This window comes from Desulfoluna sp. CYM3A, assembly GCF_056829965.1.
Map to the genome: position 1 here is coordinate 5,670,447 of NZ_CP186556.1, position 24,722 is coordinate 5,695,168.

The window sequence follows — 24,722 nt, forward strand, 5'->3', positions numbered from 1 at the left end:
GGGTGGCGTGCAATGCGCCGGAAACGAGCGGCTGGTCGGGGCTTGCATGTGGTGCCCCCTTTGCACTGGATGCGAGCGGCCATGGCGCACCATGGCAAAATAAAATAACCTTTATATAACAGGTTGAGGGGTAAATACAAGGTGAAGCCCTGAAAGCCGCAGTGTGGACGCCTTTGGCAGGGCTTTTGTCCGAGGGGGGCCTCCGGCGGGTCGCTTTTTGAAAAAAGCTCCGCAAAAACGTTCCGGTAATTAAAAAATGAAGAGGGGCTATGCCTTGCAGGGTGCAGCCCGCAAAAAAACAAAACCTGTTTGTCAAACGTTTCAAAAGTTTGGACCCCGGCAGGGCCGCCGGAGGCAATGCCTGAATGTGTTTGCCCCGGGGGGAGGCGCGGCAATTCTTGTTTCGCCCTGCTGAATCGGTTAAGCTGAAAGATGGTCAAAGGGATTTGATGGTCGAGGAGGCGCATATGAGCGAAGGTCATCACCTGATTCTGGGGACGCTGACGGACTGCCTGACGGGCAAAACATTGACGGATACCCATGACGAGCGGTATCGCCAGAAAATTGCCCGGCATCTTATGGATGTGTGCGGGTTTGCCCCGGGTGAAATTGATGCGTCCCGGGTTGTGGAGGTGGGGGCCGGGGAGAAGAAGGCCCGGTTTCCTGTGGATTTTATCGTCTCGTCGGGTGGGGTCGCGGCCATGGTGGTCCGCTACCGGCCAGGTTCCATTGTCACCCGCCACCGCTCGGGCCAGGCTCTGTGCCTGGTGCTGGCTCCCCATGAGATTCCTGTGGTGGTGGTGACCAACGGCGAGGACGCCGATGTGCTGGACGCCGTCACTGGGAAGGTGAAGGGGAGCGGATTCGATGCGATCCCCGGCCGGGCGGGCGAGCTTGAGGCCCTGGCTTCGGAGGCGCCCATGGCGCCGGTGCCGGAGCGGCGCAGGGAGATGGCCCTTCGGCTTCTCCATGCCTGCGAGGTGGATGACAGCTGTCCCTGCGATACCACCATCTGCAGGCTGGAGTGATGGTTTATTGTGGTAACTATTCAGCTTATGCCTCCGGCGGGTCGCTTTTTTGAAAAAAAGCTCCGCAAAAAACGTTGCGGTAAATGCCTTGATAAATGAAAAAATATGAGGGACTGTGACCGGTTAGGGCACTCGCTTCAAAAAACAAAACCTTTTTGACAAACGTTTTAAATGTTTGGCCCCTGGCAGGGTCGCCGGAGGCAAAAAAATTAAATTGGGAGTGTGAGTGTGTCTGAAGACGATATCCGTTGGATGGAGGTCGCCCTTGGTGAGGCCCGAAAGGCCCTTGAGGGAGGGGATTTCCCCGTAGGGTGCGTGGTTGTGTCAGGGGGGCGTGTGGTGGCCACGGGGCGACGAAGCGGCACGGCCGCAGGGCCCGGCAATGAGCTGGACCACGCCGAGGTGACGGCCCTGAGGAGTCTTCTGGAATCCGGGGGGCTTGCCCAGGGGGCCAAGGCCACGCTGTACTGCACACATGGAGCCTTGCCTGATGTGCTTTGGGGCGATTCTGCTCAGCGGGGTCTCCCGTGTGGTATGGGCCTATGAAGACGCCATGGGGGGCGGGGCGTCCTGTGACCTTTCCAGTGTGGGGCCCCTGTACGCCCAGTCCGGGGTCGAGGTCCGGGGGCGCGTCCTTCGGAACAAGTTCTTGTTCAAGGCGTTTTTTGCCAACCCGGACAACGGGTACTGGAAGGACAGCTTCCTGGAGTGTAGACCTGACAGGCTGTGTCACGTTCCGCTGTTGTTCCCTGTGGTTTCAGGGATTAACAACCCGGAAAAAGTAACTTTTTTCTTGCATTTGTGCCAAATCTTCTATAAATAGAACGTTTGTTGATGATACATTATCCGCAAAATAGACTGTGATTGCGGAATGATAGCTTGAAACAGTAGACCACGAGGAGGAGAACATAGCTAACCGCAGCAAAATCAACGTCAACAACAAGATCAGAGCAAGAGAAGTACGCGTTATCGGTTCCGACGGAACCCAGCTTGGCGTGCTTCCCATTCAGAAGGCATTGAACACAGCCGCTGAAGGCGGACTCGATCTTGTTGAGGTGGCACCGAACTCGAATCCTCCTGTTTGCAAGATTATGGATTTTGGTCGTTTCAAGTACGAAGAGACCAAGAAGCGGCAGGAGGCCAAGAAGAAGCAGAGCTCCTTCCAGATGAAGGAGATCAAGGTCCGGCCCAAGACAGGTGACCATGACCTGCAGACCAAGGTCGGTCACATCAAAAAGTTTATCGGCAAGAAGAACAAGGTCAAGGTAACCTGCATGTTCCGCGGGCGTGAAATTACCCTCTCCGCCCTGGGACGCGAGTTGCTTGCCCGTGTCGCCGAAGAGACTGCAGACGTCGCGACGGTAGAGCAGATGCCCAAGTTTGAAGGGCGTACCATGTTCATCATCCTCGCTCCCAAGTAAGATGCCTTCGCAAAGCACAAAGGTCACCCTCCGTGGTCTTCCGGTATGCCGGAGACCTGGCCGGTGACTTGCGGCTTTTTGCGGGGTCATCATAATGCCTTCGACTCCGGGGTCCCCGTTTCCCGGTTCGGGGCGTCAACGTGATGACATTCGGCGCAGGCGGTACCGTACACGTTCGGTTCGCCTGTGGTTTTTCGGCCTTCGGGCGGCAGATGTCTGCGCCACCTTAAATGTGAAAGAGGTTTTACACCATGCCCAAGATCAAGACCAACAGAGCAGCTGCAAAGCGCTTCAAGAAGACCGGTTCCGGCAAATACAAGTTCAACAAGTCCAACTCAAGCCACATCCTCACCAAGAAGACCACCAAGCGCAAGCGGTCTCTGAGGCTTGCACAGGTTCTTGATGCAACCAACGTTAAAGCTGTCAGGAGAATGCTCCCCAACGGGTAGCCTTCCTTGAAGCAGAGGCGATTGTCCCCGCCTGGAACCCCAGCCCCTTAACGGCCGTGCCGTACGGGATCCGGAGGTCATCAGGTTCAAGCGGGCCGATCAACGGAATCGAAAATGAGATTTTGAACCGTTGCTGGACGTTTAAGATTCAGGTGCAACCGCATCGCCGAAAAAAACGGCGGACATCACGGGCCACTGTAGGTAAACGGTCAGGCCGTGATGTAACGAAGGAGATAGAAAGACAATGAGAATTAAAAGAGGAACTAAAGCGAGGCAGCGTCGAAATAAGGTTCTTAAGCTGGCCAAAGGCTTTCGTGGCGGTCGCAGCAAACTGTTTCGCACCGCGGCCGACTCCGTAGACAAGGCGTTGATGTACGCCTACCGCGACCGCAAGCAGAAAAAACGCGAGTTCCGTAGACTCTGGATCGCCCGTATCAACGCCGGCGCGCGTATGAACGGTCTCTCCTACAGCAAGTTTATCCATGGCCTGAAGCTGGCCAACATCGATCTGGACCGTAAAGTCCTGGCTGAACTGGCCGTTTCCGACCCTGCAGCGTTTTCCGTGATTGCAGAGCGAGCGTCCCAGCAGCTTTAAGGAGATCGATTCCCTGCCACAGTCGGGTCGTGCATTGACGGCCTTGGTGCCACGCATGTCGACCCGCTCTTTCGGATGGGCCTTTTTCGGGGTAAGGCGGCCTCGCTTTCATCAAAGCACGCTGCCTTGCCTCGTTTTTTTAACAGGTCCCGACCCTCTTGAAGGTTGAGGCCATCCAAACTGGATACGTAGCGCGACCGTGGAAACTAATATCGAACAGATCTACAGTGAGGCCCTTTCCGACATTGAGGCGGCCTCCGATGAGAAAAGCGTGAAAACCCTTTCCACCCAGTATTTGGGTCGAAAGGGTTTTGTGACTCAGTACCTTAAAAATATCTCCGCCCTCCCTGCGGAGGAGCGTCCCCTGGCGGGCAAGCGGGCCAACGAGATGAAGCGCGGGCTCGAAAATGCCGTTGCAGAGCGCCTGAGCGTCCTTGCGGCCGAGGCCGAGGCGTCTGACCCGGGGATTGATGTCACCCTTCCCGGGCGCCGTGCCGAGGTCGGCTCCTTTCATCCCATCACCCGCATTGCTACGGAAATTTGTGAGATTTTTACCCGTCTCGGGTTTTCCGTGGTGGAGGGGCCCGAGGTCGAGAGCGACTACTACAACTTTGAAGCCCTCAACATTCCCAAGCACCATCCCGCCCGGGATATGCAGGATACCTTTTATATTTCGCCCGAAACCGTGCTCAGGACCCACACCTCCCCGACTCAGCCCCGCGTCATGGAAAAGAGCGAGCCTCCCGTCAGGATCATCGCTCCGGGCAAGGTGTACCGGTGTGACTCCGATTTGACCCATACGGCCATGTTCCACCAGGTGGAAGGCCTCTATGTGGACAAAGACGTCTCCTTCGGGGATTTGAAGGGCGTTCTTACCTCCTTTATCCATCAGATGTTCGATCCCGGCATCTCCCTTCGGTTCCGTCCCAGCTTTTTCCCCTTCACCGAGCCCAGCGCCGAGGTGGATATCAAGTGCGTGATCTGCCGGGGCAAGGGCTGCCGAGTCTGTTCCCATACCGGCTGGCTTGAGATCCTCGGCTCCGGCATGGTGCACCCCGCTGTTCTGGAGAACGTGGGCTACGACACCGACAAGGTGAGCGGCTTCGCCTTCGGTATGGGCATCGAGCGTATCACCATGCTCAAATACGGCGTGGATGATATTCGGAAGTATTTTGAAAACGACATCAGGTTCCTGAGGCAATTCTAAGATGAAATTCAGTCTAAGCTGGTTAAAAGAATACATACCCCTGGAGATGGGTCTCGAAGGCCTCACAGACGGGCTCACCATGGCCGGCCTGGAGGTGGACTCCGTAACCCCTCTGTATGACTCCCTTGACGGCGTGGTCGTGGCCCGGATTGTCGAGGCAAAACCCCATCCCAACGCCGATAAGCTCCGGCTCTGCCAGGTGGACGTGGGTGCCGACGAGCCCGTGGGCATCGTCTGCGGTGCGCCCAATGCAGCCGAAGGCCTTGTGGTGCCCTGCGCCCTTCCCGGCGCGGTTCTGCCCGGGGGTGTGAAGATCAAGAAGGGGAAAATCCGCGGTGAGAAGTCCGGCGGCATGCTCTGCAGCGCGCGGGAGCTTCAGCTGGACACCGATGCCTCCGGTCTCATGGAGCTCGGTACCGACCTTGTGCCCGGTACGCCCCTTAAAGAAGCCCTGGACCTGTTCGACTCCATGGTGGAGATTGACCTGACTCCCAACCGTCCCGATTGCCTCAGCGTGCTGGGTGTGGCCCGTGAAGCCGGTTCTCTCCAGGAACCTCCCGTGGCGCTTACCCGTCCGGCAGTGTCCCTTCCCGAGGCCGACGCATCCCTGGGTACCATCGGTGATCACACCTCGGTGACCATCGAAGACGCGGATCTGTGCTGGCGGTATGCCGCCCGTCTGGTCTTTGATGTCAAGGTGGGGCCGTCTCCGGCCTGGCTCCAGCGGCGACTTCTCTCCGTGGGCCTGACGCCCATCAATAACATCGTGGATATCACCAACTTCGTGATGATGGAGACCGGTCAGCCCCTGCACGCCTTTGATTTTGACCGCCTTGCCGAGAACCGCATCGTGGTGAAGCGCGCAGCAGAAGGGGAGGCCTTTACCACCCTGGATGAAAAAGAGCACAAGCTCAACGCCGAGATGCTGATGATTTGTGACGGCGAGAAATCCGTTGCCATCGGCGGGGTCATGGGGGGCGTGAACTCCGAGATCGAGGAGGGGACCACCCGCGTACTCCTGGAGAGCGCCTGCTTCAATCCCACCTCCGTCCGAAAGACCTCCAAGCTTACGGGGATCCATTCCGATGCGTCCCATCGCTTCGAGCGCGGTACCGACCCCGAGGGCGTTGTGTATGCCCTGGATCGGGCCACGGCCCTTATGGCAGAGCTCGGCAACGGGCGCCTGGTGGAAGGCCTCATTGACGAAAACCCCGTGCCCTATGCGCCCCGGACCATCACCGTGGACGTGAACGCCCTGAACAGGCGCCTCGGAACGTCTCTGTCGGCCGATGAGATGGCAGGATACCTTGCCCGCGTCGAATTTACCGTCACCGTTTCAGACGCCAACACCCTGGAGGTGGTTCCCCCCTCCTTCCGTGTGGACGTGGAACGGCCCGAGGACATCTCCGAGGAGATAGCCCGGCTTTGGGGGTACAACAATATCGAGACCTCCTACGCCAAGGTCGTGGCTGCCAAGGAGAGTTACCCTCCCGCTTTTGAGGCGCGTCAGGCAGTACGCGGCGCCTTTGTGGGGCTCGGCTTCAACGAGGCCGTCAACTACAGCTTTATCCGGGAAGACGCCGTGGACAGGTTGCGCCTTGCAGAGGCAGACCCCCGCAGGCGCCTGGTGACCATCCTCAATCCCATTTCCGAAGAGCAGAAGGTGATGCGAACCTCCCTTGTGCCCGGACTTCTCTCTTCTGCCGCTCGAAACATCAGCGTTCAGGAGCGCAGCTTGCGGCTTTTCGAGGTGGGGGCTACCTTCATCGCAGGAGAAGGTGAAACCCTTCCCCAGGAGCCGGAAATGCTTGCCGGTCTTGTCACCGGTGACCGTCGGTCTGCCTCCTGGTTCGGCAAGGAAGAGTCGTGCGACTTCTTCGACCTCAAGGGTGCCCTCGAAGGCTTTTTTGAGGCCCTGCATGTTTCCGGGGTTGCCTTCCGGCCCATGGCGGCGGATGATTGCAGCTATACCCGTCAGGGGTACACGGCTGAGATTCTGCTGGACGATGAGGTGATCGGTCTTGCTGGCAAGGTCCACGGCGATGTGCTGAAGAGCTTTGAGCTCAAACAGGATGTCTTTGTTTTTGAACTGGCCATGGCGCCCCTTGCGGAGCGTATCTCCGGAGATCGTCAGGCCACGGCCATTCCGAAATTTCCTTCCGTGACGCGGGACGTGACCATGATCTGCGAGGCGTCCGTCCGCTCTGGTGATGCGGTGGCTTCCATCCTGGATGAGAAGCAGCCCCTCATTGAGCGTGCGTGGCTTCTGGATCGGTACGCCGGGGAGAACATTCCCGAAGGCAAGCAGAGCCTTACCTTCAGGGTGGTTTACCGATCTGCGGACAAGACCCTCAACGACAAGGCGGTCAATAAGATTCACACCCGGATCATGGAGATGCTGTTAAAGCGTTTCGATGCTGTCCTTCCCTGATTCCATTTAAGGCACCGACAACACAGGAACGCTGTGATCGGGCAGGAAAGGGGCGTCTTTGGCGCCCCTTTTTTTTGAGGCGCCCCGGCCTTGGGCCGGGGCGCGACGCAAACGTGGTTGGAGTGCCGAAAAGGAGGTTGGCGCGGGCTGGACGCGGTGACGGTCCGGTTACCAGGACACGCAAGGCGGGGAGGATAAAATGGGTATTGTTCCTCAGAAAAAGTATTTCAAAATCAGCGAAGTGAGCAGCCTGACGGGGCTGGAGTCCCATGTCCTGCGCTTTTGGGAAGGCGAGTTTTCCGCCATCCGTCCCAAACGCACGGAGTCGGGGCAGCGCATGTACCGCAGGAAAGACATCGACACAATCCTTGAGATCAAGCGCCTGCTCCACGATGAGCGCTATACCATCGAAGGCGCCAAAAAAATGCTCGGGGGCAAGGGGAAGGAAAAAGATGCCGCCCCGACATCCACCCAGGATTTTCTCAAGGGGATTGTGGACGAATTGCGGCTGATTCGGGCCATGGTTTAGGCGGCACAAGGCCTCGGGCGCGGCCTCCTTGATTAATATATTGACAATACACTTTTTTTATCTTATTAGAATAGGCTGGAAATTTGAGGGAGCTGCGCGCAACGCTTGCTCCGGGGGGGTAAAACCCGCCGGTAACTGGCGTCGAAGGGTTTGGCCCTGTCGTATTTACCACCCGTGCGCCCCTTGAAACAGTCCCATTTTCGGGGCTTTTTGCTGGGTGAGCCCCGTTCCTTGAGGCCATTCGGCAGTGGTGTCTGCTCACTCGGGCGATGCCGTGACATGAAGGTCTGTTGCATTCGGGAACGGGCAAAACGCCCGTTTTTTGTTTTTTACTGCGCTGTGTTACAGTGGGTTGAACGGATAAACGGTATGGGTACCAGCTCCAAGAAACAGAAAAATCGAAAAAAAGAGGGCCGATCGCAATCGGCTATCACCGGACGGCACCTCGCCGAGGCGCGGCGCCTTGCCGATGACCTGTGCGAGGGCGAAGGGCTGGAGCTTGTTCACATGGAGACCGTGACCGAGTTCGGCCAGACGATTCTACGCCTTTATATAGATAAAGAGGGCGGGGTGAGCCTGGGCGACTGCACCAATGTGAGCCGCCAGTTGGGCGACCTCATGGACGTCTCCCTGGACATCCGCGGTGAATACCGTCTGGAGGTTTCCTCACCGGGCCTTGACCGACCCATTTCCAAACCAGCGGATTTCGATCGCTTCAAAGGGAGCATGGCTGTCATCACGACCCATTCCCCCATTGAAGGGAGAAGCCGTTTCAAAGGCACACTCCTCGGGCAGGCCCCGGGTGAGATGGTGTGCATGGACGTGGATGGAACAACGCACGAGATTGCCCTTGAGAACATCAAACGTGCCAGACTTGTCGGAAATATTGGAGAGAGCTGATGCAAATTTCAGAGATCAAACGAGTTGTTGAGCAGGTCAGCAAAGACAAGGGTATCGATTTTCATGTGCTGATCAAGACAATGGAAGAAGCCCTTGCGTCTGCAGCCCGGAAAAAACTGGGCAAAAATGCCGACATTGAGGTTCAATATAACGAAGAATCCGGTGAGATCGAGGTCTTCCAGTTCAAGGAAGTCGTCGATGAGGTGGTGGATCCCGACGTGGAGATCACCATCGAAGAGGGGCGAAAGCTGGATCGGGATTGCGAGATGGGGGACAGCCTCGGCCTGAAGGTCGACACCTCCACCTTCGGTCGTATTGCCGCCCAGTCTGCCAAGCAGGTCATCATCCAGAAGATGAAGGATGCCGAGCGCGAAGCCATCTATGAAAGCTTCATCGACCGCAAGGGAGAGATCATCAACGGCATTGTCCAGCGTGTGGACCGGGGGGACCTCATCGTCAACCTCGGCAACACCGAGGCCGTGCTTCCCGTGCGGGAGCAGATCCCCCGGGAGACCTTCCGCCGAGGCGATCGGGTCCGTGCCCTCATCAAAGATATCCTCCTGGAATCCCGTGGTCCCCAGGTCATCCTGACCCGGGCCAGCTCGGAGTTTCTCATTGCCCTGTTCAAGACCGAGGTCCCCGAAATCATGGAAGGGGTGGTCAAGATCAACGGTGCTGCCCGGGAGTCCGGCGTGCGTGCCAAGATCGCCGTCAGCTCCATCGATTCGGACATCGATCCCGTGGGCGCCTGTGTGGGCATGCGGGGAAGCCGCGTCCAGAACGTGGTCCAGGAACTCAAAGGGGAGAAGATCGATATCATCCCCTGGCACCCAGATGCCGCCCGTTATGTTTGCAACGCCCTGGCACCTGCGGAGATCGCCAAGGTGATCATCGATGAAGACACCATGACCATGGAGGTCATCGTCCCTGTGGACTACCTCTCCGTGGCCATCGGAAAGAAAGGGCAGAACGTCCGGCTCGCATCCATTCTGACTGGATGGCAGCTGGATGTGGTTAGCGAAGAAGAGCACAGCCGGTCGCTCAAGGATGAGTTCAACAACCTCATGAGCATTCCCGGTGTCGGTGCAGCCCAGGCCGAGGCCCTTCATTCCAGCGGGTACTACACCGTCGATGATGTGGCGGAAGCCTCCATGAGCGATCTTCTCGACATCGACGGCTTTGACGAGGAGCGGGCAACCCTGGTCCTTGAATCAGCCCGAAACCCGGAGCCTGCGGCGACGGGAAGCGAAGAAGATGATGAGTCAGCGGCAGACGACGCCGCTGCGAGCGACATCCCCGAAGACGAGATGTCGGAGGAATCCGAGCTTGATACGCCGGTGGCCGAAGAGGCCGACGGTGCAGACGAGAGCGCGGAGCAGGAAGCAGAACCCGAGCCGGAACCCCTGGACGCCGATGAGGCCGACAAGGAGGGCGATAGCCCGGAGCAGGAATCAGACCCCGAGCCGAATCTCGACGCGTAAGCCTTAAAACCCGGGCGGGCGTCACACAAGGATTGGTTTTTCGGTAAGCCGTGTGAACAGGGAGTTGTTGCAGAATATATTGCAGAATATATTAGGGGGAGTGAATGGCAAAAATCAGAGTTTATGAACTTGCCAAAAGCCTGAATATGACCAACCGTGCGTTGCTCAACAAGATTGAGGCCATGGGCATTGAGGTTGGAAGTCATATGAGTTCTCTTGAGGATGATACCGTTGAGTTGATCCGAAAGAACCTCTTTGGCGATAAAGATCCGGAGACTCGGGACAAGCGCGTTCGAAAGACCGTCATCAGGCGACGCAAGCGCAGTAACGATGCAGAACACGCCGAGGCAGAAAGCGCCTCCGACGTGGAGCCCGCCGCCGTGGCGGAAAAAGAGGTGGTGCGCCCCGAGGTGAAGCCTCCTCAGCCGGAAACCGCTGACGAAGCCGCCTCCGAGACCACTCCCCCTGTTGAAGAGGTGGTAAAGGCGGAGACGCCTGTGGTCGAGGCAGAGGACGAAGCAGCCGAGGCCGAGGCCAAGGCGGCCACCGAGCCCGTGAAACCCAAGAAAGCCAAGAAAAGTGAGCCGGCCCGCATCATCAAGCGCCCCGAGGTTGAGACGCCTTCCCAGGAAGAGCCCGCAGCCCCCGAGGTCGCCCCTGAGCCCGCAAGCGTGACGCCAGCTCCCGTTGCCGAGACGCCGGAAGCACCCGTTGTCGAGGCCAAGAACGAAGAGGAGAGTGTCACAGAAATGAAAGCCGAACCCGCCCAAGAGGCGGCACCGGTGGCTGAAAAGGCCGCTGAAAAAGATGTGGCTCCGGCAGCTGAAGCCGGAGAAGGCGGTAAGACGGGACAACCTGATGAGGCGGATGCTTCTGCGGCTGATAAAGATGAGCCCAAGAAGAAACGCAAGAAAGTGAAGAAGTTCACGGCTGCCAAGATTATCAAACTCCCCGAGCCCGGGACCAAGCCCGCGTTCCTCCGGGACAAAGAGGCGTCAACCCATCGTGGTAACGGTTACTCCCGACCGTCGACGCCCCATAACAACACCCACGATCGCAACGAGCGAACCCATGAGCCCCAGATGCCCCCCACGGGTGGCGAGATGGCCGGTGATTCACGCGGCAAGAAGGGCCGTCGCGGGCGTGGTAACGAGACCGGCGGAGACGCCTTTGGCTCTCGCAAGAAGGGTCGTAAGAAGACCGTGGTAGAGGGCAACGCCCTGTACTCCGAAGGCCGGGGCCGCAAAGGCCGTAAGGGCGGCAGGCACAAGCAGCAGCCCGTGGGCCAGAAGACCCAGATTACCGTACCCAAGGCCATCAAGCGACGCATCAAGGTGGATGACACCATCGTGCTGGCCGAACTGGCCAAGCGCATGGGCATCAAGGCCAACGACATGATCATCAAGCTCATGGGCATGGGCGTCATGGCCACGGTGAACCAGACCATCGATTACGATACCGCAGAGCTCGTTGCCGTGGAATTCGGTTTTGAAGTGGAGCGCGCGGCCTTTGAAGAAGAGACCATTCTGAGCACCTCCTCCGTGGACGAGGATCCCTCGAAGCGTGTGACTCGATCCCCCGTGGTCACCATCATGGGCCACGTTGACCACGGTAAGACCTCTCTGCTTGACGTGATCCGTAAAAGCTCCGTCACCTCAGGGGAAGCCGGGGGCATCACCCAGCACATCGGTGCTGACCATCTGTAAAACGGGGCCATCGCCTTTCTCGACACCCCCGGTCACGAGGCGTTTACCGCCATGCGTGCCCGCGGTGCCAAGGTCACCGACCTGGTTATCCTGGTGGTTGCCGCCGACGACGGCGTCATGCCCCAGACCGTTGAGGCCCTGAACCACGCCAAGGCGGCCGAGGTGCCCATCATCGTTGCGGTGAACAAGATCGACAAGCCCGATGCCGATCCGGATCGTGTGAAGCGAGAGCTCTCCGATCACGGCGTCCTGGCGGAAGACTGGGGCGGAGACACCATCTTCGTCAACGTCTCGGCCAAGAGCCACGAAGGTATCGGCGATCTGCTGGATATGGTCCTTCTCCAGGCAGAAGTTCTGGAGCTGGATGCCAACCCCGATCGTTTGGCCATCGGCCACGTGGTGGAGTCCAAGCTCGACATCGGTCGCGGCCCCCTGGCCACGGTCCTGATCCAGGAAGGTACCCTGAAGTCCGGGCAGTCCGTTGTCTGCGGCATGTACCACGGCAAGATCCGAGCCATGTTCAACGACAAGGGCGAGCAGGTCACCACGGCCGGTCCCTCCATGCCTGTTGAGATCATCGGCCTCACTGGTGTTCCCGAAGCCGGCGACGAGATGGTTGCGGTCAAAGACGACAAAGACGCCAAACAGGTGAGTGCGCACCGCCTCCAGAAGGCCCGTGCCCGCGAGCTGGCCAAGAACAGCCGCGTGACCCTGGATCGTCTCTTCGAGCAGATGGAAGAGGGCGAGGTCAAGGACCTCAACCTGATCATCAAGGCCGACGTTCACGGCTCCATCGAGGCCCTCCGGGAGTCCCTCGGCAAGCTCTCCACCAGCGAGGTGAAGGTCAATGTGATCCACGCCGCCACCGGTACCGTCACCGAATCCGACGTCTCCCTGGCTGCGGTCTCCAACGCCATTATCCTTGGCTTTGCCGTCCGCCCCGCCACCAAGGTCCAGAACATGGCCAAGGAAGAGGGCGTGGACATGCGGTTCTACGACATCATCTACGATGCCATCAAGGACCTCAAAGACGCCATGGTCGGACTCATGGAGTCCACCTTCGAGGAGAAGATCCTCGGTCGTGCCGAAGTTCGCGACACCTTTGTGATTCCCAAGAAAGGGACCATTGCCGGGTGTTACGTTCTCGAAGGCAAGATTGTCCGCGGCAACAAGGTCCGCCTCCTGCGCGAGGGGGTTATCGTCTACGACGGCAACCTGGCCTCCCTCAGGCGGTTCAAAGACGATGCCAAAGAAGTGGCCCAGGGCTACGAATGCGGTATCGGCATCGAGAACTACAACGATGTCAAGCTCGGTGACACCATCGACTGCTACTACCTGGAAGAGATCAAACCTTCCCTCGATTAGCGCATCCTGCCGGCCTTCGGGCCGGCATTCTATTCTGGTATTTCTGAAAAGACTTCCACGCTGCAATGCCTCGCCATACGCCTTACCGGTTTTTCATGACGGGGCATTTCAGCGTTTGACACCATAAGGATACATACCCAGTATGAAGCCGTTTTCTCGTGCTGAACGGGTCAGCGTTAAAATTCAGTCCACCCTTTCGGAACTGCTGCACAAAAAGGTGAGCGATCCCCGCCTTGATATGGCCACCGTGACAGGCGTCAAGCTCACCGACGACTTGCGCCATGCCCAGGTTTTTTTCTGCGTGTCCGGTGGAAAAAAAGCCAAGTACGACGCCCTGGCCGGGTTCAAAAGTGCCTCGGGGTTTCTGCGAAAATCCCTGGCCGGCAAGCTCGGGCTGAAGTTCATGCCGTCGCTGACCTTCGTGTATGACGAATCCTTTGACTACGGTTCGCATATCAACGAGGTCCTCAAAACTCTCTCGGTCAATGGTGACTCCGAATCAGAAGGCGAGTCGGAGTCGTAACCCGGTAACTTCAGCGACGACGTCACGCGTTGGTGCGCAGGGTGCCGTGGTTTTTCCTGTGACCTTATACAGACGGATCGTTCAGAGCTATGCGAGGCCATCAGGATGATGATTCTGGAATCCCTGAAACAGAGCAGGAGCCTGCTCCTAGTGACCCATATCCGACCCGACGGTGATGCCATCGGGTCGCTGTTGGCCCTGGGACGCGCCCTGTCGTTGATGGGGAAAAACGTGCGGCTTTATAATGAGAGCCCCATTCCCGCCATTTTTCGTTTTCTTCCCGGCATCGAGCGAATCATGTCTGATCCCGGCAACCTCTCGTCCTACGACACCGCCGTGGTCCTGGACTGCAGCGATCTGTCCCGGGTGGGGTCCCATGCCGACGAAGTGGGCCGGATACCCACCGTTCTTAACATCGACCACCACGTGACCAACACCGGCTTCGGTCTCCACCAGATGGTGGACCCTGCCGCCTCGTCCACCGGAGAGCTCGTCTACCGCCTGGTGACGGACCTGAAGGTGCCCATCGACGTCTCCATGGCGTACGCCATCTACACGGCCATTTTCACAGACACCGGCTCTTTTCTCTTCCAGAACACCACCCCGGAGGCCTATTTTATCTGCGGGCGCATGGTGGAGACGGGGGTGGACTCCTACAAGGTGGCCCAGACCCTGTTTGCCACCTACTCCCTAACGAAGCTCCTGAACATGGTGCTGGACACCATCGAGATCTCCGACAACGGCAAGCTCTCCGTCATGTACCTGACCCAGGAGATGCTGCGAGAGACTGAGACCAGCGTGGACGACATCAACGGCCTGGTAAACTACGCCAAGCACATTGAAGATGTGCAGGTGGCCGTTCTCATCCAGGAGTCCCGGCCCCTGCCCGGGGACAGGCCCAAGCCCCACTACCACGTCAGCCTGCGCTCCAACGGTCCCGTGGACGTTGGGATCATTGCCGCGGCCTACGGTGGCGGCGGCCATCCCGGCGCAGCCGCCTTTACCTCCTTTACCAGCCTCAAGGACATCAAAAAGGAAGTGCTTCGGATCTCCGACGCATTCTAGATAAGACAGATGAACGACGGTATTTTATTGATCGACAAGCCGGCGGGAATCTCGTCGGCATCGGTTGTCTACCGCATCAAAAAGCGGTTCAAGTTCTCCAAGGTGGGCCATGCGGGCACCCTGGACCCCTTTGCCACGGGCCTCATGGTGATCACCGTGGGAAAGGCTACCCGGCTCTCCCGCTTTTTCCTTGATGCAGACAAGCGCTACGCAGCCCGCCTTGGCCTGGGGACCCTCACCGATACCCTGGACCCCGACGGCGAGGTGCTCACCACCGAGTCCGCCGAGGCCATGGCCGCCCTTGAGGTGCGCCTGGGACTTCCCGAAGCAGAGGCCCTGTGTGCCGCCTTTACAGGGGACTTCATGCAGGTTCCGCCAATCTACTCGGCCCTCAAACACAACGGGGTGCCCCTCTACAAGCTGGCCCGAAAAGGGCAGGCCGTGGAAAAGCCCCCCCGTCCCGTGACTCTCCATGAAAACCGGCTCGTGGCCTTCTCCTTTCCCCACATCGATTTTGAGGTCAGCTGTTCCAAGGGGACCTACATCCGCAGTCTGGCCCGGGACATGGCAGAGTCCCAGGCATGCGGGGCGCCTTCCCCGCCGCCCTTCGCCGTATCGAGAGCTCCGGGTTTCATGTGGACGAGGCCCTGCCCCTTTCCGAGGCAGAGACCATGGAACGGGAAGACCTGTCCATGATTCCCATGGCCGAGGCCCTCTCCCACCTGCCGTCCATGGTGGTGGACGAGGCCACCCGGGCCCTGGTCATGAACGGGAACCCTTTGGCCTGGACGCCTTGCGGACAGGAGGCCGGGGCTGATTTCTGCCGTGTCCTGGACGGCCACGGCGCCTTGATTGCCGTGGTGGAGTCGGCAAAATACGGGGCACATCATAAATATTGTTGTGTTTTTAACGCATAAAGGTATAATTATCCTTCTGTGTCGTCGGGGTTCCCTGTGGGGGACTTACGGTCGCACTTATGCGAGCAGAAGCAACCGCCCGAATGATGCAGCCGGTCTGAATGGAATATCGGATCGGAGAAGGCGGCTGGCGGGTGTTGGTTTGCCGAACGGTTTGCCGGTTTTCAGTTATTCCAATTTTATTCATTCACGGTGCCGTGCGGCGGACAGAAAACGTTCCTCCGAAGGGTGCGCACCCGGTTGGAGGCGAGACCATCGTATTTACCACTGACGAGAAACTCGAACGTGCATGAGCGGTCCGAAAACCCACGAGTCCGATACCGGCTCCCCCGAAGTGCAGATTGCGCTTCTGACCGACCGAATCAAGTACCTCACCGAGCACGTGAAGGTACACGAGGAAGAAAGACCACCACTCACGTTGCTGGCGTTGATTCTCGTCGGCCGTCGCCGTCGTCTTCTCAAACTACATGAAGAAGAAACATCACTCGTTGCATCTGGAGCTGATCGCACGACTCGGCCTCAAACGATAGATGGTTTTTGCGGAAGGCACCGGAAATGGTTCCGGTGCCCTCCGCACTCCCATACCCCTTGACCGCCGCACACGAGGCAACCCGAAACCGAACTCCTTTTAAATAAGCACACCTGAGGTATCGACCCCCGTCATATGGGTGGATGGCTCACGCGTGCCGTTATTTATGAGGACGTTCGATGAGGGGCCTCACAAATGAACGCAGCGGTTTCACCTAACCAAGGAGCAATAGATGCAAGAATACAGCTTTGAAACCGAGCTGAACGGAAAGACACTGACCCTTAAAACCGGCAAAATCGCCAAGCAGGCCTCCGGGGCCGTCATCGCACAGATGGGCGAAACCAGTGTGCTGGTTACCGTCGTAGGGGCCGATAAGAACAAGGAGGGAATCGACTTCCTTCCCCTCTCCGTGGAGTACCAGGAGAAGATTTACGCGGCCGGACGTATCCCCGGCAACTACTTCAGGCGTGAGCAGGGGCGTCCCAGCGAGAAAGAGATTCTCACCTGCCGCCTCATCGACCGCCCCATCCGACCCCTCTTTGCCGACGGGTACGGCTGCGAGACCCAGGTCATCGCCACCGTCATGAGCATGGACAAAGAGAACGAGCCCGATGTGCTGGCCATGATCGCCACCTTCGCGGCCCTGCATATCTCCGAACTGCCCTTTGAAGGGCCCATCGGTGCCGTACGCGTGGCCCGTGTGGACGGTGAGTTCGTCATCAACCCCACCCTGAGCCAGATGGAAGAGTGCGACATCAACATCGTGCTGGCCGGTTCCAAGACCGGTGTCACCATGGTGGAAGCCGGGGCCAAAGTGGTTTCCGAAGCCGAGATGATCGAGGCCCTGGAAGCAGGTCACAACGCCATCCAGCCCCTCATTGATATCCAGGAGCAGATGCGTGCGGCTGTGGGCCGTGAAAAGCGCGTGGTGGAAGCCCCTGCCGTGGACGAGTCCCTGGTTTCCTTTGTGGACGGCCAGGCGGCCGCCAAGGTCCGCGAAGCCCTTCAGGTGAAGGACAAGATGGCCCGTAAAGCCGCTGTCTCAGCCGTTAAAGCCGAGCTCATCGAAGGCCTCTCCGAAGAGATGGCTGAGCGCAAGGACGAGATCTCCGATATCTTCAGCTCCCTGAGCAAGAAGGTGGCCCGCGCCATCATCCTCGAAGACGGGCACCGCATCGACGGCCGCGCCTTTGACGAGATCCGCGACATCACCTGCGACGTGGACGTTCTGGCCCGCCCCCACGGCAGCGCCCTGTTCACCCGCGGCGAGACCCAGGTCATGGGTATCCTGACCCTGGGCTCCGGCATGGACGAGCAGCGTGTGGAGACCCTCTCCGGGGACACCACCAAGCCCTTCATGCTGCACTACAACTTCCCTCCCTACTCCGTGGGAGAGTGCAAGCGCGTGGGTGCACCCAGCCGACGTGAAATCGGTCACGGTGCCCTGGCCTTCCGTGCCATCGAGCCGATCCTTCCCTCCAAGGAAGACTTCGAATACACCGTGCGCCTCGTCTCCGAGGTCACCGAGTCCAACGGCAGCTCCTCCATGGGTACGGTGTGCTCCTGCACCCTGGCCCTCATGGACGGCGGCGTGCCCATCTCCAAGCCGGTTTCCGGCATCGCCATGGGCCTCGTGAAAGAGGGCGACAAGGTGGCCATCCTCTCCGACATCCTCGGGGATGAAGACCACACCGGTGACATGGACTTCAAAGTGGCCGGTACCTCCGAGGGCATCACCGCCCTTCAGATGGACATCAAGATCAACGAACTCCCCAAGGAGATCATGGTCAAGGCCCTGGAGCAGGCCCGTAAAGGTCGTCTCCACATCCTCGACAGGATGCTCGACGCCATCGACGCACCCCGTGAGGAGATCTCTGTCCATGCACCCAAGGTGCACGTGGTCAAGATCAACCCGGACAAGATCCGAGACATCATCGGCCCCGGCGGCAAGAACATCCGCCAGATCCAGACCGACACCAACACCCGCCTGGAAGTCTCCGATGACGGCACCGTGAAGATCACTGCCGTCAACGCCGAAGACGCAGCCAAAGCGGTTCAGATCGTCAACGACATCGGCACCGATCCCGAGCCCGGTGAAGAGTACGAAGGCACCGTGGCCAAGATTGCTGACTTCGGCGCTTTTGTCACCATCCGCCCGGGCGTGGACGGCCTCGTCCACATCTCCGAGCTGGCCCACTACCGCGTGAACAGTGTCTCCGACATTGTCAGCGAAGGGGACAAGCTCAAGGTCCGTGTCCTTGAGGTAACCCGCGACGGAAAAATCCGCCTGAGCCACAAGGCAGTCCTGCCCGCCCCCGAAGGGGAAGATGCACGTCCCCACCGCGATGATCGCGGCGGACGCCGGGACGACAGGGGCGGCCGAAGGGATGACCGCGGACGCGGCGGACGAGGTGGTCGAGGGGGCAATGACAGGGGCCGTCGATAAGACCACACTGACAAACGGCGTACGCATCGTCTCGAGACGGATCGACCATGTGCGATCCGTCTCCATGGGCGTCTGGGTAGACGCAGGCGCCCGTGACGAGGCCGTGCCCGAAGGCGGGCTCTCCCACTTCATCGAGCACATGCTCTTTAAGGGAACCCAAAAGCGGTCGTCCTACGACATCGCCAAGGCCTTCGACGCCATTGGCGGGCAGACCAACGCCTTTACCTCCATGGAGAACACCTGCTATCACGCCCGCGTGATGGATGAGCACCTCGTCACCATGGCGGACCTGCTCAGCGATATCTTTTTGAACTCCACCTTTTCCCAGGAAGAGGTGGAGAGCGAAAGGCCCGTGATTCTCTCTGAGATCGGCATGGTGGAGGACAACCCCGAGGATCATATCCATACCCTGCTCGAAGAGTGCTTCTGGGGGGATCACGCCCTGGGGCGGTCCATTCTGGGCACCCGGGAGCAGATCCTGGGGTACGGGCGGGAGGATCTTGTTCGGTTCTTTTCCCATCTCTACCAGCCCGACCGGGTGCTGATCTCCTGCGCAGGCCATGTGGACCACGAGGAGATTGTCTCCCTTCTGGCCCCGGCCTTTGAAGGCATCAAGGCCCGGGACGGATTTCCCGTGCGGAAGGTGCCTGCCCCCCTGTCCGGGGTGAAGGCCCTGTCCCGGGAGATCGAGCAGACCCACGTGAGCCTGGCGTGGCCCGGCCTATCCGTCACCGACGAGATGCGCTTTGCCTCTTCCCTGATGAACACCATCCTGGGCGGGAACATGAGTTCTCGGCTTTTTCAGGAGATCCGGGAAAAGCGTGGCCTTGCCTACAACGTCTACTCCTTTAACGCGTCTTACGTGGACAGCGGCATGGTCGGTGTCTACGCGGGCGTCAGCCCGGACCGGCTCACCGAATGCCTGGAGGTGACGAACCAGGAGCTCATGAGGCTCTGCGAGCACGGCGTGGACCAGGAGACCCTGGACGAGGCCAAGGCCTTTACCAAGGGAAATATCCTCCTGGCCTCCGAGAGCGTGGACAGCCAGATGGCACGACTTGCCTCCAGCGAGTTCCACTTCGGACGCCAGCTCTCCCTGGATGAGGTGGTGGCCCAGATCGAGGCCGTCACCGTGGAAGAGGTCCGAAAGGTCGCGGACATGGCCTTCAGCCAGAAACCCGCCGTGGCCGTCCTCGGTCCCGACCCTTCCGAAGCAGAGATCCGAAAGGTCTTCGGGTTGTGATGGCGTCCGGCTGACCCCATGGCCGGCTCCCCATGACACCAAAAAAATTAAAGGTACCTCCTGTGTGGGGGTACCTTTTTTTGTCTCTGCCTGTTACGGTATTTTTTTGCCGCTCCGTAAAACGAGTCTCCTATGGGCAAGGGTGCTGAAAAAAAGCATGCCTCCGGCGGGCCGCTTTTTTGAAAAAAAGCTCCGCAAAAAACTTTCCAAAAGAAGTGACGAATTTCTTTCGGCGAAGCCTGGAATGACTTTCTTAAGACCTGTTTGTCAAACTTTTCAAAAGTTTGGCCCCCGGCAGGGCCGCCGGAGGCGCTTTTGAACTGATTAGTTACGCATTTTTTTATTATATGGAGCCGATATGACCGACAGACCCCGGGTGGCCTTCAAGCGCCTTGACCCGCAGAAAAACAGCGACGTACCCTTGCCCCGTTACATGACCGAAGAGGCCGCGGGCATGGATATCCATGCGGCCAATGAAGCCCCCGTGACCCTGGCACCCGGTGCCGTGGCCCTGATCCCCACCGGGTTTTCCATGGCCCTTCCCAAGGGATTTGAGGCCCAGATCCGGCCCCGGAGCGGCCTGGCCGTCAAGCACGGCATCGGTATCGTCAACGCACCGGGCACCATCGACAGCGATTACCGGGGCGAGGTCAAGGTGGCCCTCATTAACTTTGGCGCCGAACCCTTTATTATCAATCGCAATGAGCGCATCGCCCAGATGATCGTGACCCGTGTCTGGCAGGCCGAGATCACCGTGGTGGACGACCTCGACGCCACAGAGCGCGGAGATGGCGGCTTCGGACACACCGGCGTATAAGGACCGGCGCAAGATCAAAACAAAAAAACGGTGCCCTCTGTGGTCGTGAAAAGCCTGCCTCCGGCGGGTCGCTTTTTTGAAAAAAAGCTCCGCAAAAAACTTTCCGAAAGGTTAGAACAGTCAGAATCGCTGGAATTCATAGCAAAGCTGTTAAGATCTGTTTGTCAAACTTTTCAAAAGTTTGGCCCCCGGCAGGGCCGCCGGAGGCCTTTTATTCTTTGGGATGACATGAGATGACTGAGATTCAGGAACCGGAAAACTGTTTTTGCCAGCTTGCCAGCGGGAGCAAGGGCAACGCCCTGTACGTAAAGGGGGGCGAGACCGCGGTCTTGTTTGACTGCGGTCTTTCGGGCCGTGAGCTGGAGCGGCGCATGGCTGAGCGGGACCTCGATCCCACGACCCTCTCTGCCGTGGTGGTCTCCCATGAGCACACCGACCATGTGGGGGGCGTGGGGGTGGTGTGCCGCAGGTTCGGGATCCCCCTGTTCATCACCGAGGCCACCCGCACAGGGTCGGTCAAGAAGCTCGGCAAGACCAAAGCCATGGACATTCAGGCCATGGAGTGCGGCAGGCGCTTTTGTGTGGGGGCCATGGAGATCCACCCCTTTTCCATCTCCCATGACGCGGCCGATACCTCCGGGTTTCGGGTCACCACCCCGTCCGGTTCGGTCCTGGGCATCGCCACCGACCTGGGCATCGCGGGCCATCTTGTGAAAGAGCACCTGTCGGGTTGCAACGCCCTGATCCTGGAGTCCTACGATATTACTGGGACCTCCTCTACGACAACCCCGGCCCCTGAAACAGCGCGTGCGCAGCCGCGTGGGCCATCTTTCCAACGAAGAGGCCGCCACCCTTTTGGATGCCGTGGACCGATCCCGGCTCTCCCACCTTGTCCTTGCCCACCTGAGCGAGGAGAACAACACCCCCGATCTTGCCCTTGCCGCCGCCTACAGCGTTCTCAGCGGCAGCAACACCTCCATCTCCGTGGCCAAGCAACACCTGCCCACCCCCGTGATCTCATTTTAGAAGCATAAAAAGCCTGCCTCCGGCGGCAAGGTGGGGGCACCTTGAAACCCTGAGGCGAATGCATGGATGCAGCCATTCTACCCGCGTTATCGGGGCATTCGCGTGATGTGTGACATCTGGCAACCGTCTTTGCAGGAGAAGCCCATTTCATTCTTCTAAAAACACGCTGAAGAAGTTTAACCGGAATAACTCCGGCGGCAAGGGGCTGAGCTCCTTGACCCCAGTATCGCACATGCTCCAAGCCCTCGTTCCTCGGGCTCGTCACATGTGCTGACGGGCTGCGCCCGTATGCTCTGGTCGGTATAGCCATTCAGGGTCACATTGCCCCCGCGAGCCGCCGAAGCCAACGGTAATAGAAGTCAAACATGAATAAAAACGCCGTGTTTATTTGATGTGTTTATAATAAACGAATGGTCGTTTGTTTGTAAGTGTCCATAATGGAGGGATGGGTAGTGTGGAGGGCCTATGTTAGACGTGGACGTTTGTGGGATCGGATGCAATGGTCTTGGGCTCTATTATCATCATACTGCTTCGGTAAAGATATAATAAAAGAACGATCGTTTAGCATTTTTCGATGAAAAGTGTGGTCCCGTTGCCATGGGATGTTAGGAAGGGGGCTGAACAGGAAGATGTTCTTTGAGTAAGCCTATCCCCAAGGAATAACGGGTTTCCTTTTCTAAGGGTACAAGGTGTGTGGCACAAGCTATGTGACATAGAGTGCCTTTGGGAGCAAAGGATTCGGTTTTACGCCATGACAGTACACAGAAAGTTTGGAAAACTTTATCATGAATGAACGATTGTTTATTTGTAACCAGCTAATAACCCTCCTTTTTCATCTCTTTGTTACCGGTTGCTGAACGAGAGAGGGCGTGTTTGGGGAGCTTTCAAATCGTGCAGTCGGGTTATCATCAAAAAATATCTCGTGTTGCTGATACAGGGGATAAAACTGGCGTGGGTCGGGGGCAAAAAAGAAGAGAGGCAAAGGCGGTGCCTTGGATGATGAACGTGGGGACAGAGCCTTCGTGCATCATTCCCTAAGGAGAGCAACATCCTGATACGGACTATTGCCCCTTAATCTCAGCAACACCTTACGGGCGTAGCCCGTCAGCAAATGCGCAGGGCGAGGAACGAGTCCCGGAGCATTTGCGATACTGGGGCTGTAGCCCCTGCCCGCCGGAGGCAACTGAATAGGTTTTTTTTTCTTTTTTCAGGCACGTGGCTTATGCCTCGGGGGCGGCCACGGCGTCCCAGGCGCAGGAGAAGGCGGCTTCGAGGCCGTCGTCGTCCATGGCGATTCCCTCTTTGACGTGTTGCTTGGCCAGCTGGGTCAGGGGGTGGAAGGCAAAGGCCACGAGGAGTTCCATGGGAACCTGCTTAAGGATGCCCTCTTTCTGGCCTCGCTCGATGAGGTGGGTGAAGGGTGCGAAGAAGCCTTTGGCCTCCTCTTCCTCCACGGCATCGGCGATGGGGGCGTTGCAGAACTGTTCGGCAAAGACGAAGTGGTCCGGGTAGGCCAGGTAGTAGGCGTAGAGGTTTTCCCACATGAAGCGGAAGGCGTCCCGGATGTCCAGGTCGTCGTCCAGGCTGTCCAGGATGGCCCGGCTCATCTCCCGTTTGACCTCCACGTAGAGGGTAAGGAGGAGGTGGTCCTTGTTTTCAAAATAGATGTAGATGGTGGCGGGGGAGACCCCTGCCTCCCGTGCGATTTTGGACATGGAGGTGTGGGCCAGCCCCAGGGTGTTGATCAGCACCATGGCGGCGTTTAGGATGGCCTCTCGTTTGGTTTCGTCTTTGGGTCTCATGGGAGTTTAATAAACGATCATTCATTTAATGTCAAGGGGTGGATATCCCCGGAACCTCTCCATTGTTTCAGGTGGAACGGTTGCATTATCGACTGGAATACTGGTTGGTTGTGGCCGGTCAGTCATGCTCGGTTAGTTTGTTCTGCCAACCACGGAAACCATGCAAAATCGGGTTATCCACAGGAAAAGGCTTCAGTTGGCTGCCGCACGATGCACGGCGTCCGGGTGGTCGGCGAGGCGCTCTTTTATCTCGATTACCTGGTGAAGGATGCCCATGAACCGGCTGATCAGGTTTGGCTCAAAGAGGTGGCCCGACTCTTTTCGGAGGTAGTCCACTGCCCGGCTGACGTCCCAGGCTTCTTTGTAGGGGCGCCTGGAGGTCAAGGCATCAAAGACATCGGCCACGGCCACGATGCGGCCTTCGATGGGGATGGCTTCGCCTTTGAGTCGGCGGGGGTACCCACTGCCGTCCCAGCGCTCATGGTGGGTCAGGGCAATGGTGCGGGCCATCTGAAGGAGAAGGGAAGGGTTTGGGCCGATGATCTCCGCTCCGATTTTGGGGTGGCGCCTCATGATGCGCCATTCGTCTTCGGTGAGGGCGGTCTGTTTCTGGAGGATACGGTCCGGGATGCCGATTTTTCCGATGTCGTGCATGGGGGCGGCATTGTACAGGCGATTGACCTCCACTTCGGGCAGGCCGATGGCCTGACCGAGCAGCCGGGCATAGTGGCTCATGCGCAGGATGTGGAGCCCGGTTTCGTCGTCTTTGTACTCCGAGGCCCTTCCCAGCCGCTGGATGATTTCAAGGCGGGTGTTGTTGAGCTCCTTGGTACGCTCCTTGACCTTGGCGTCCAGGGTGCGGTTCTGGTTGTAGAGGGCCAGGTGGGTGGCGATGCGCGCTTTGAGGATGGCAGGGCTGATGGGCTTGGTGATGTAATCGGCGGCACCCATTTCCAGGCCCGTGGTTTCGTCTTCGATGTCGGTCATGGCGGTGACGAAGATAACGGGGATATTCCGGGTCCTGGGGTCCTTTTTCAGGGCGGCACATGTCTGGTAGCCGCTCATCTCCGGCATCATCACATCAAGTAGGATGAGGTCCGGCAGGCTGCCTGTGGCCAGGGCCATGGCTTTAAACCCGTTTTCGGCAAACATCAGCCGGTAGTGATCTTTGAGGATATGTTTGATGACCTCTCGGTTGATGGGCTCATCATCCACGGTCAAAATGGTCCATTTTTCCACGGA

General features: G+C 58.4%; 23 protein-coding genes. 21 read left to right on the forward strand and 2 right to left on the reverse strand.

Features of this window, described 5'->3' with window-relative positions:
* Positions 1–467 precede the first annotated feature (467 nt).
* From ACOYW1_RS28595 to ACOYW1_RS28695, 21 genes are all read left to right on the forward strand, one after another.
* Positions 468–1,028, forward strand: coding sequence for a type I restriction enzyme HsdR N-terminal domain-containing protein (locus ACOYW1_RS28595; protein ID WP_482420651.1), 561 nt, complete (start codon positions 468–470; stop codon positions 1,026–1,028).
* Between the two features lie 228 nt (positions 1,029–1,256).
* A complete protein-coding gene (locus tag ACOYW1_RS28600; protein WP_482420652.1) occupies positions 1,257–1,574 on the forward strand; it encodes a deaminase in 318 nt (105 codons plus the stop codon).
* Positions 1,575–1,954: 380 nt separating this feature from the next.
* Entirely contained in the window at positions 1,955–2,449 is a 495-nt protein-coding gene (infC, locus tag ACOYW1_RS28605; RefSeq protein WP_281374464.1) for a translation initiation factor IF-3, read from the forward strand.
* A 251-nt stretch (positions 2,450–2,700) separates the two neighbouring features.
* Positions 2,701–2,898, forward strand: coding sequence for a 50S ribosomal protein L35 (gene rpmI / locus ACOYW1_RS28610; RefSeq protein WP_180138619.1), 198 nt, complete (start codon positions 2,701–2,703; stop codon positions 2,896–2,898).
* Between the two features lie 244 nt (positions 2,899–3,142).
* Positions 3,143–3,493, forward strand: coding sequence for a 50S ribosomal protein L20 (gene rplT / locus ACOYW1_RS28615; RefSeq protein WP_180138621.1), 351 nt, complete (start codon positions 3,143–3,145; stop codon positions 3,491–3,493).
* Positions 3,494–3,692: 199 nt separating this feature from the next.
* Positions 3,693–4,700: a phenylalanine--tRNA ligase subunit alpha gene (pheS, locus tag ACOYW1_RS28620; RefSeq protein ID WP_482420653.1), complete on the forward strand. Its 1,008-nt coding sequence runs from the start codon at positions 3,693–3,695 to the stop codon at positions 4,698–4,700.
* A 1-nt stretch (position 4,701) separates the two neighbouring features.
* On the forward strand, positions 4,702–7,131 hold the full coding sequence (gene pheT / locus ACOYW1_RS28625; RefSeq protein ID WP_482420654.1) for a phenylalanine--tRNA ligase subunit beta: 2,430 nt from the start codon (positions 4,702–4,704) through the stop codon (positions 7,129–7,131).
* Positions 7,132–7,330: 199 nt separating this feature from the next.
* Positions 7,331–7,660: a MerR family transcriptional regulator gene (locus ACOYW1_RS28630; RefSeq protein ID WP_482418746.1), complete on the forward strand. Its 330-nt coding sequence runs from the start codon at positions 7,331–7,333 to the stop codon at positions 7,658–7,660.
* A gap of 369 nt (positions 7,661–8,029) precedes the next feature.
* Positions 8,030–8,560: a ribosome maturation factor RimP gene (locus tag ACOYW1_RS28635; RefSeq protein ID WP_482418747.1), complete on the forward strand. Its 531-nt coding sequence runs from the start codon at positions 8,030–8,032 to the stop codon at positions 8,558–8,560.
* The gene (gene nusA, locus ACOYW1_RS28640) at positions 8,560–10,041 is read left to right on the forward strand and encodes a transcription termination factor NusA (RefSeq protein ID WP_482418748.1); all 1,482 of its coding nucleotides are present in this window, start codon (positions 8,560–8,562) and stop codon (positions 10,039–10,041) included. The genes ACOYW1_RS28635 and nusA overlap by 1 nt, the downstream gene beginning before the upstream one ends.
* A 104-nt stretch (positions 10,042–10,145) precedes the next feature.
* Positions 10,146–11,747, forward strand: a complete 1,602-nt coding sequence (locus ACOYW1_RS28645) for a translation initiation factor IF-2 N-terminal domain-containing protein (protein WP_482420655.1) — start codon at positions 10,146–10,148, stop codon at positions 11,745–11,747.
* Between the two features lie 9 nt (positions 11,748–11,756).
* Positions 11,757–13,112 (forward strand): translation initiation factor IF-2, encoded by a 1,356-nt coding sequence (infB, locus tag ACOYW1_RS28650; protein WP_482423842.1) that lies wholly within the window; start codon positions 11,757–11,759, stop codon positions 13,110–13,112.
* A gap of 142 nt (positions 13,113–13,254) precedes the next feature.
* Complete coding sequence (gene rbfA / locus ACOYW1_RS28655) at positions 13,255–13,635, forward strand: 30S ribosome-binding factor RbfA (RefSeq protein ID WP_180138635.1); 381 nt, start codon at positions 13,255–13,257, stop codon at positions 13,633–13,635.
* Between the two features lie 105 nt (positions 13,636–13,740).
* Entirely contained in the window at positions 13,741–14,700 is a 960-nt protein-coding gene (locus tag ACOYW1_RS28660; protein WP_482420656.1) for a DHH family phosphoesterase, read from the forward strand.
* Between the two features lie 9 nt (positions 14,701–14,709).
* Positions 14,710–15,396: a tRNA pseudouridine(55) synthase TruB gene (gene truB, locus ACOYW1_RS28665; RefSeq protein WP_482420657.1), complete on the forward strand. Its 687-nt coding sequence runs from the start codon at positions 14,710–14,712 to the stop codon at positions 15,394–15,396.
* Entirely contained in the window at positions 15,372–15,617 is a 246-nt protein-coding gene (locus tag ACOYW1_RS28670) for a hypothetical protein (RefSeq protein ID WP_482420658.1), read from the forward strand. The genes truB and ACOYW1_RS28670 overlap by 25 nt, the downstream gene beginning before the upstream one ends.
* Before the next feature lie 289 nt (positions 15,618–15,906).
* The gene (locus ACOYW1_RS28675) at positions 15,907–16,209 is read left to right on the forward strand and encodes a 30S ribosomal protein S15 (RefSeq protein ID WP_482420659.1); all 303 of its coding nucleotides are present in this window, start codon (positions 15,907–15,909) and stop codon (positions 16,207–16,209) included.
* A 169-nt stretch (positions 16,210–16,378) separates the two neighbouring features.
* Positions 16,379–18,592: a polyribonucleotide nucleotidyltransferase gene (locus ACOYW1_RS28680; RefSeq protein ID WP_482420660.1), complete on the forward strand. Its 2,214-nt coding sequence runs from the start codon at positions 16,379–16,381 to the stop codon at positions 18,590–18,592.
* Positions 18,534–19,835 carry a M16 family metallopeptidase gene (locus ACOYW1_RS28685; protein ID WP_482420661.1) on the forward strand — a complete coding sequence of 434 codons (1,302 nt, stop codon included), beginning with the start codon at positions 18,534–18,536 and terminating at the stop codon, positions 19,833–19,835. The genes ACOYW1_RS28680 and ACOYW1_RS28685 overlap by 59 nt, the downstream gene beginning before the upstream one ends.
* 358 nt (positions 19,836–20,193) lie before the next feature.
* Entirely contained in the window at positions 20,194–20,652 is a 459-nt protein-coding gene (gene dut / locus ACOYW1_RS28690) for a dUTP diphosphatase (RefSeq protein WP_180138653.1), read from the forward strand.
* 233 nt (positions 20,653–20,885) lie between these two features.
* Entirely contained in the window at positions 20,886–21,686 is an 801-nt protein-coding gene (locus tag ACOYW1_RS28695) for an MBL fold metallo-hydrolase (RefSeq protein ID WP_482420662.1), read from the forward strand.
* A gap of 1,212 nt (positions 21,687–22,898) precedes the next feature.
* Here ACOYW1_RS28695 and ACOYW1_RS28700 read toward each other — a convergent pair.
* Complete coding sequence (locus tag ACOYW1_RS28700) at positions 22,899–23,480, reverse strand: TetR/AcrR family transcriptional regulator (protein WP_180138657.1); 582 nt, start codon at positions 23,478–23,480, stop codon at positions 22,899–22,901.
* A 192-nt stretch (positions 23,481–23,672) separates the two neighbouring features.
* On the reverse strand, positions 23,673–24,719 hold the full coding sequence (locus tag ACOYW1_RS28705) for an HD-GYP domain-containing protein (protein ID WP_482418754.1): 1,047 nt from the start codon (positions 24,717–24,719) through the stop codon (positions 23,673–23,675).
* Positions 24,720–24,722: the final 3 nt, after the last annotated feature.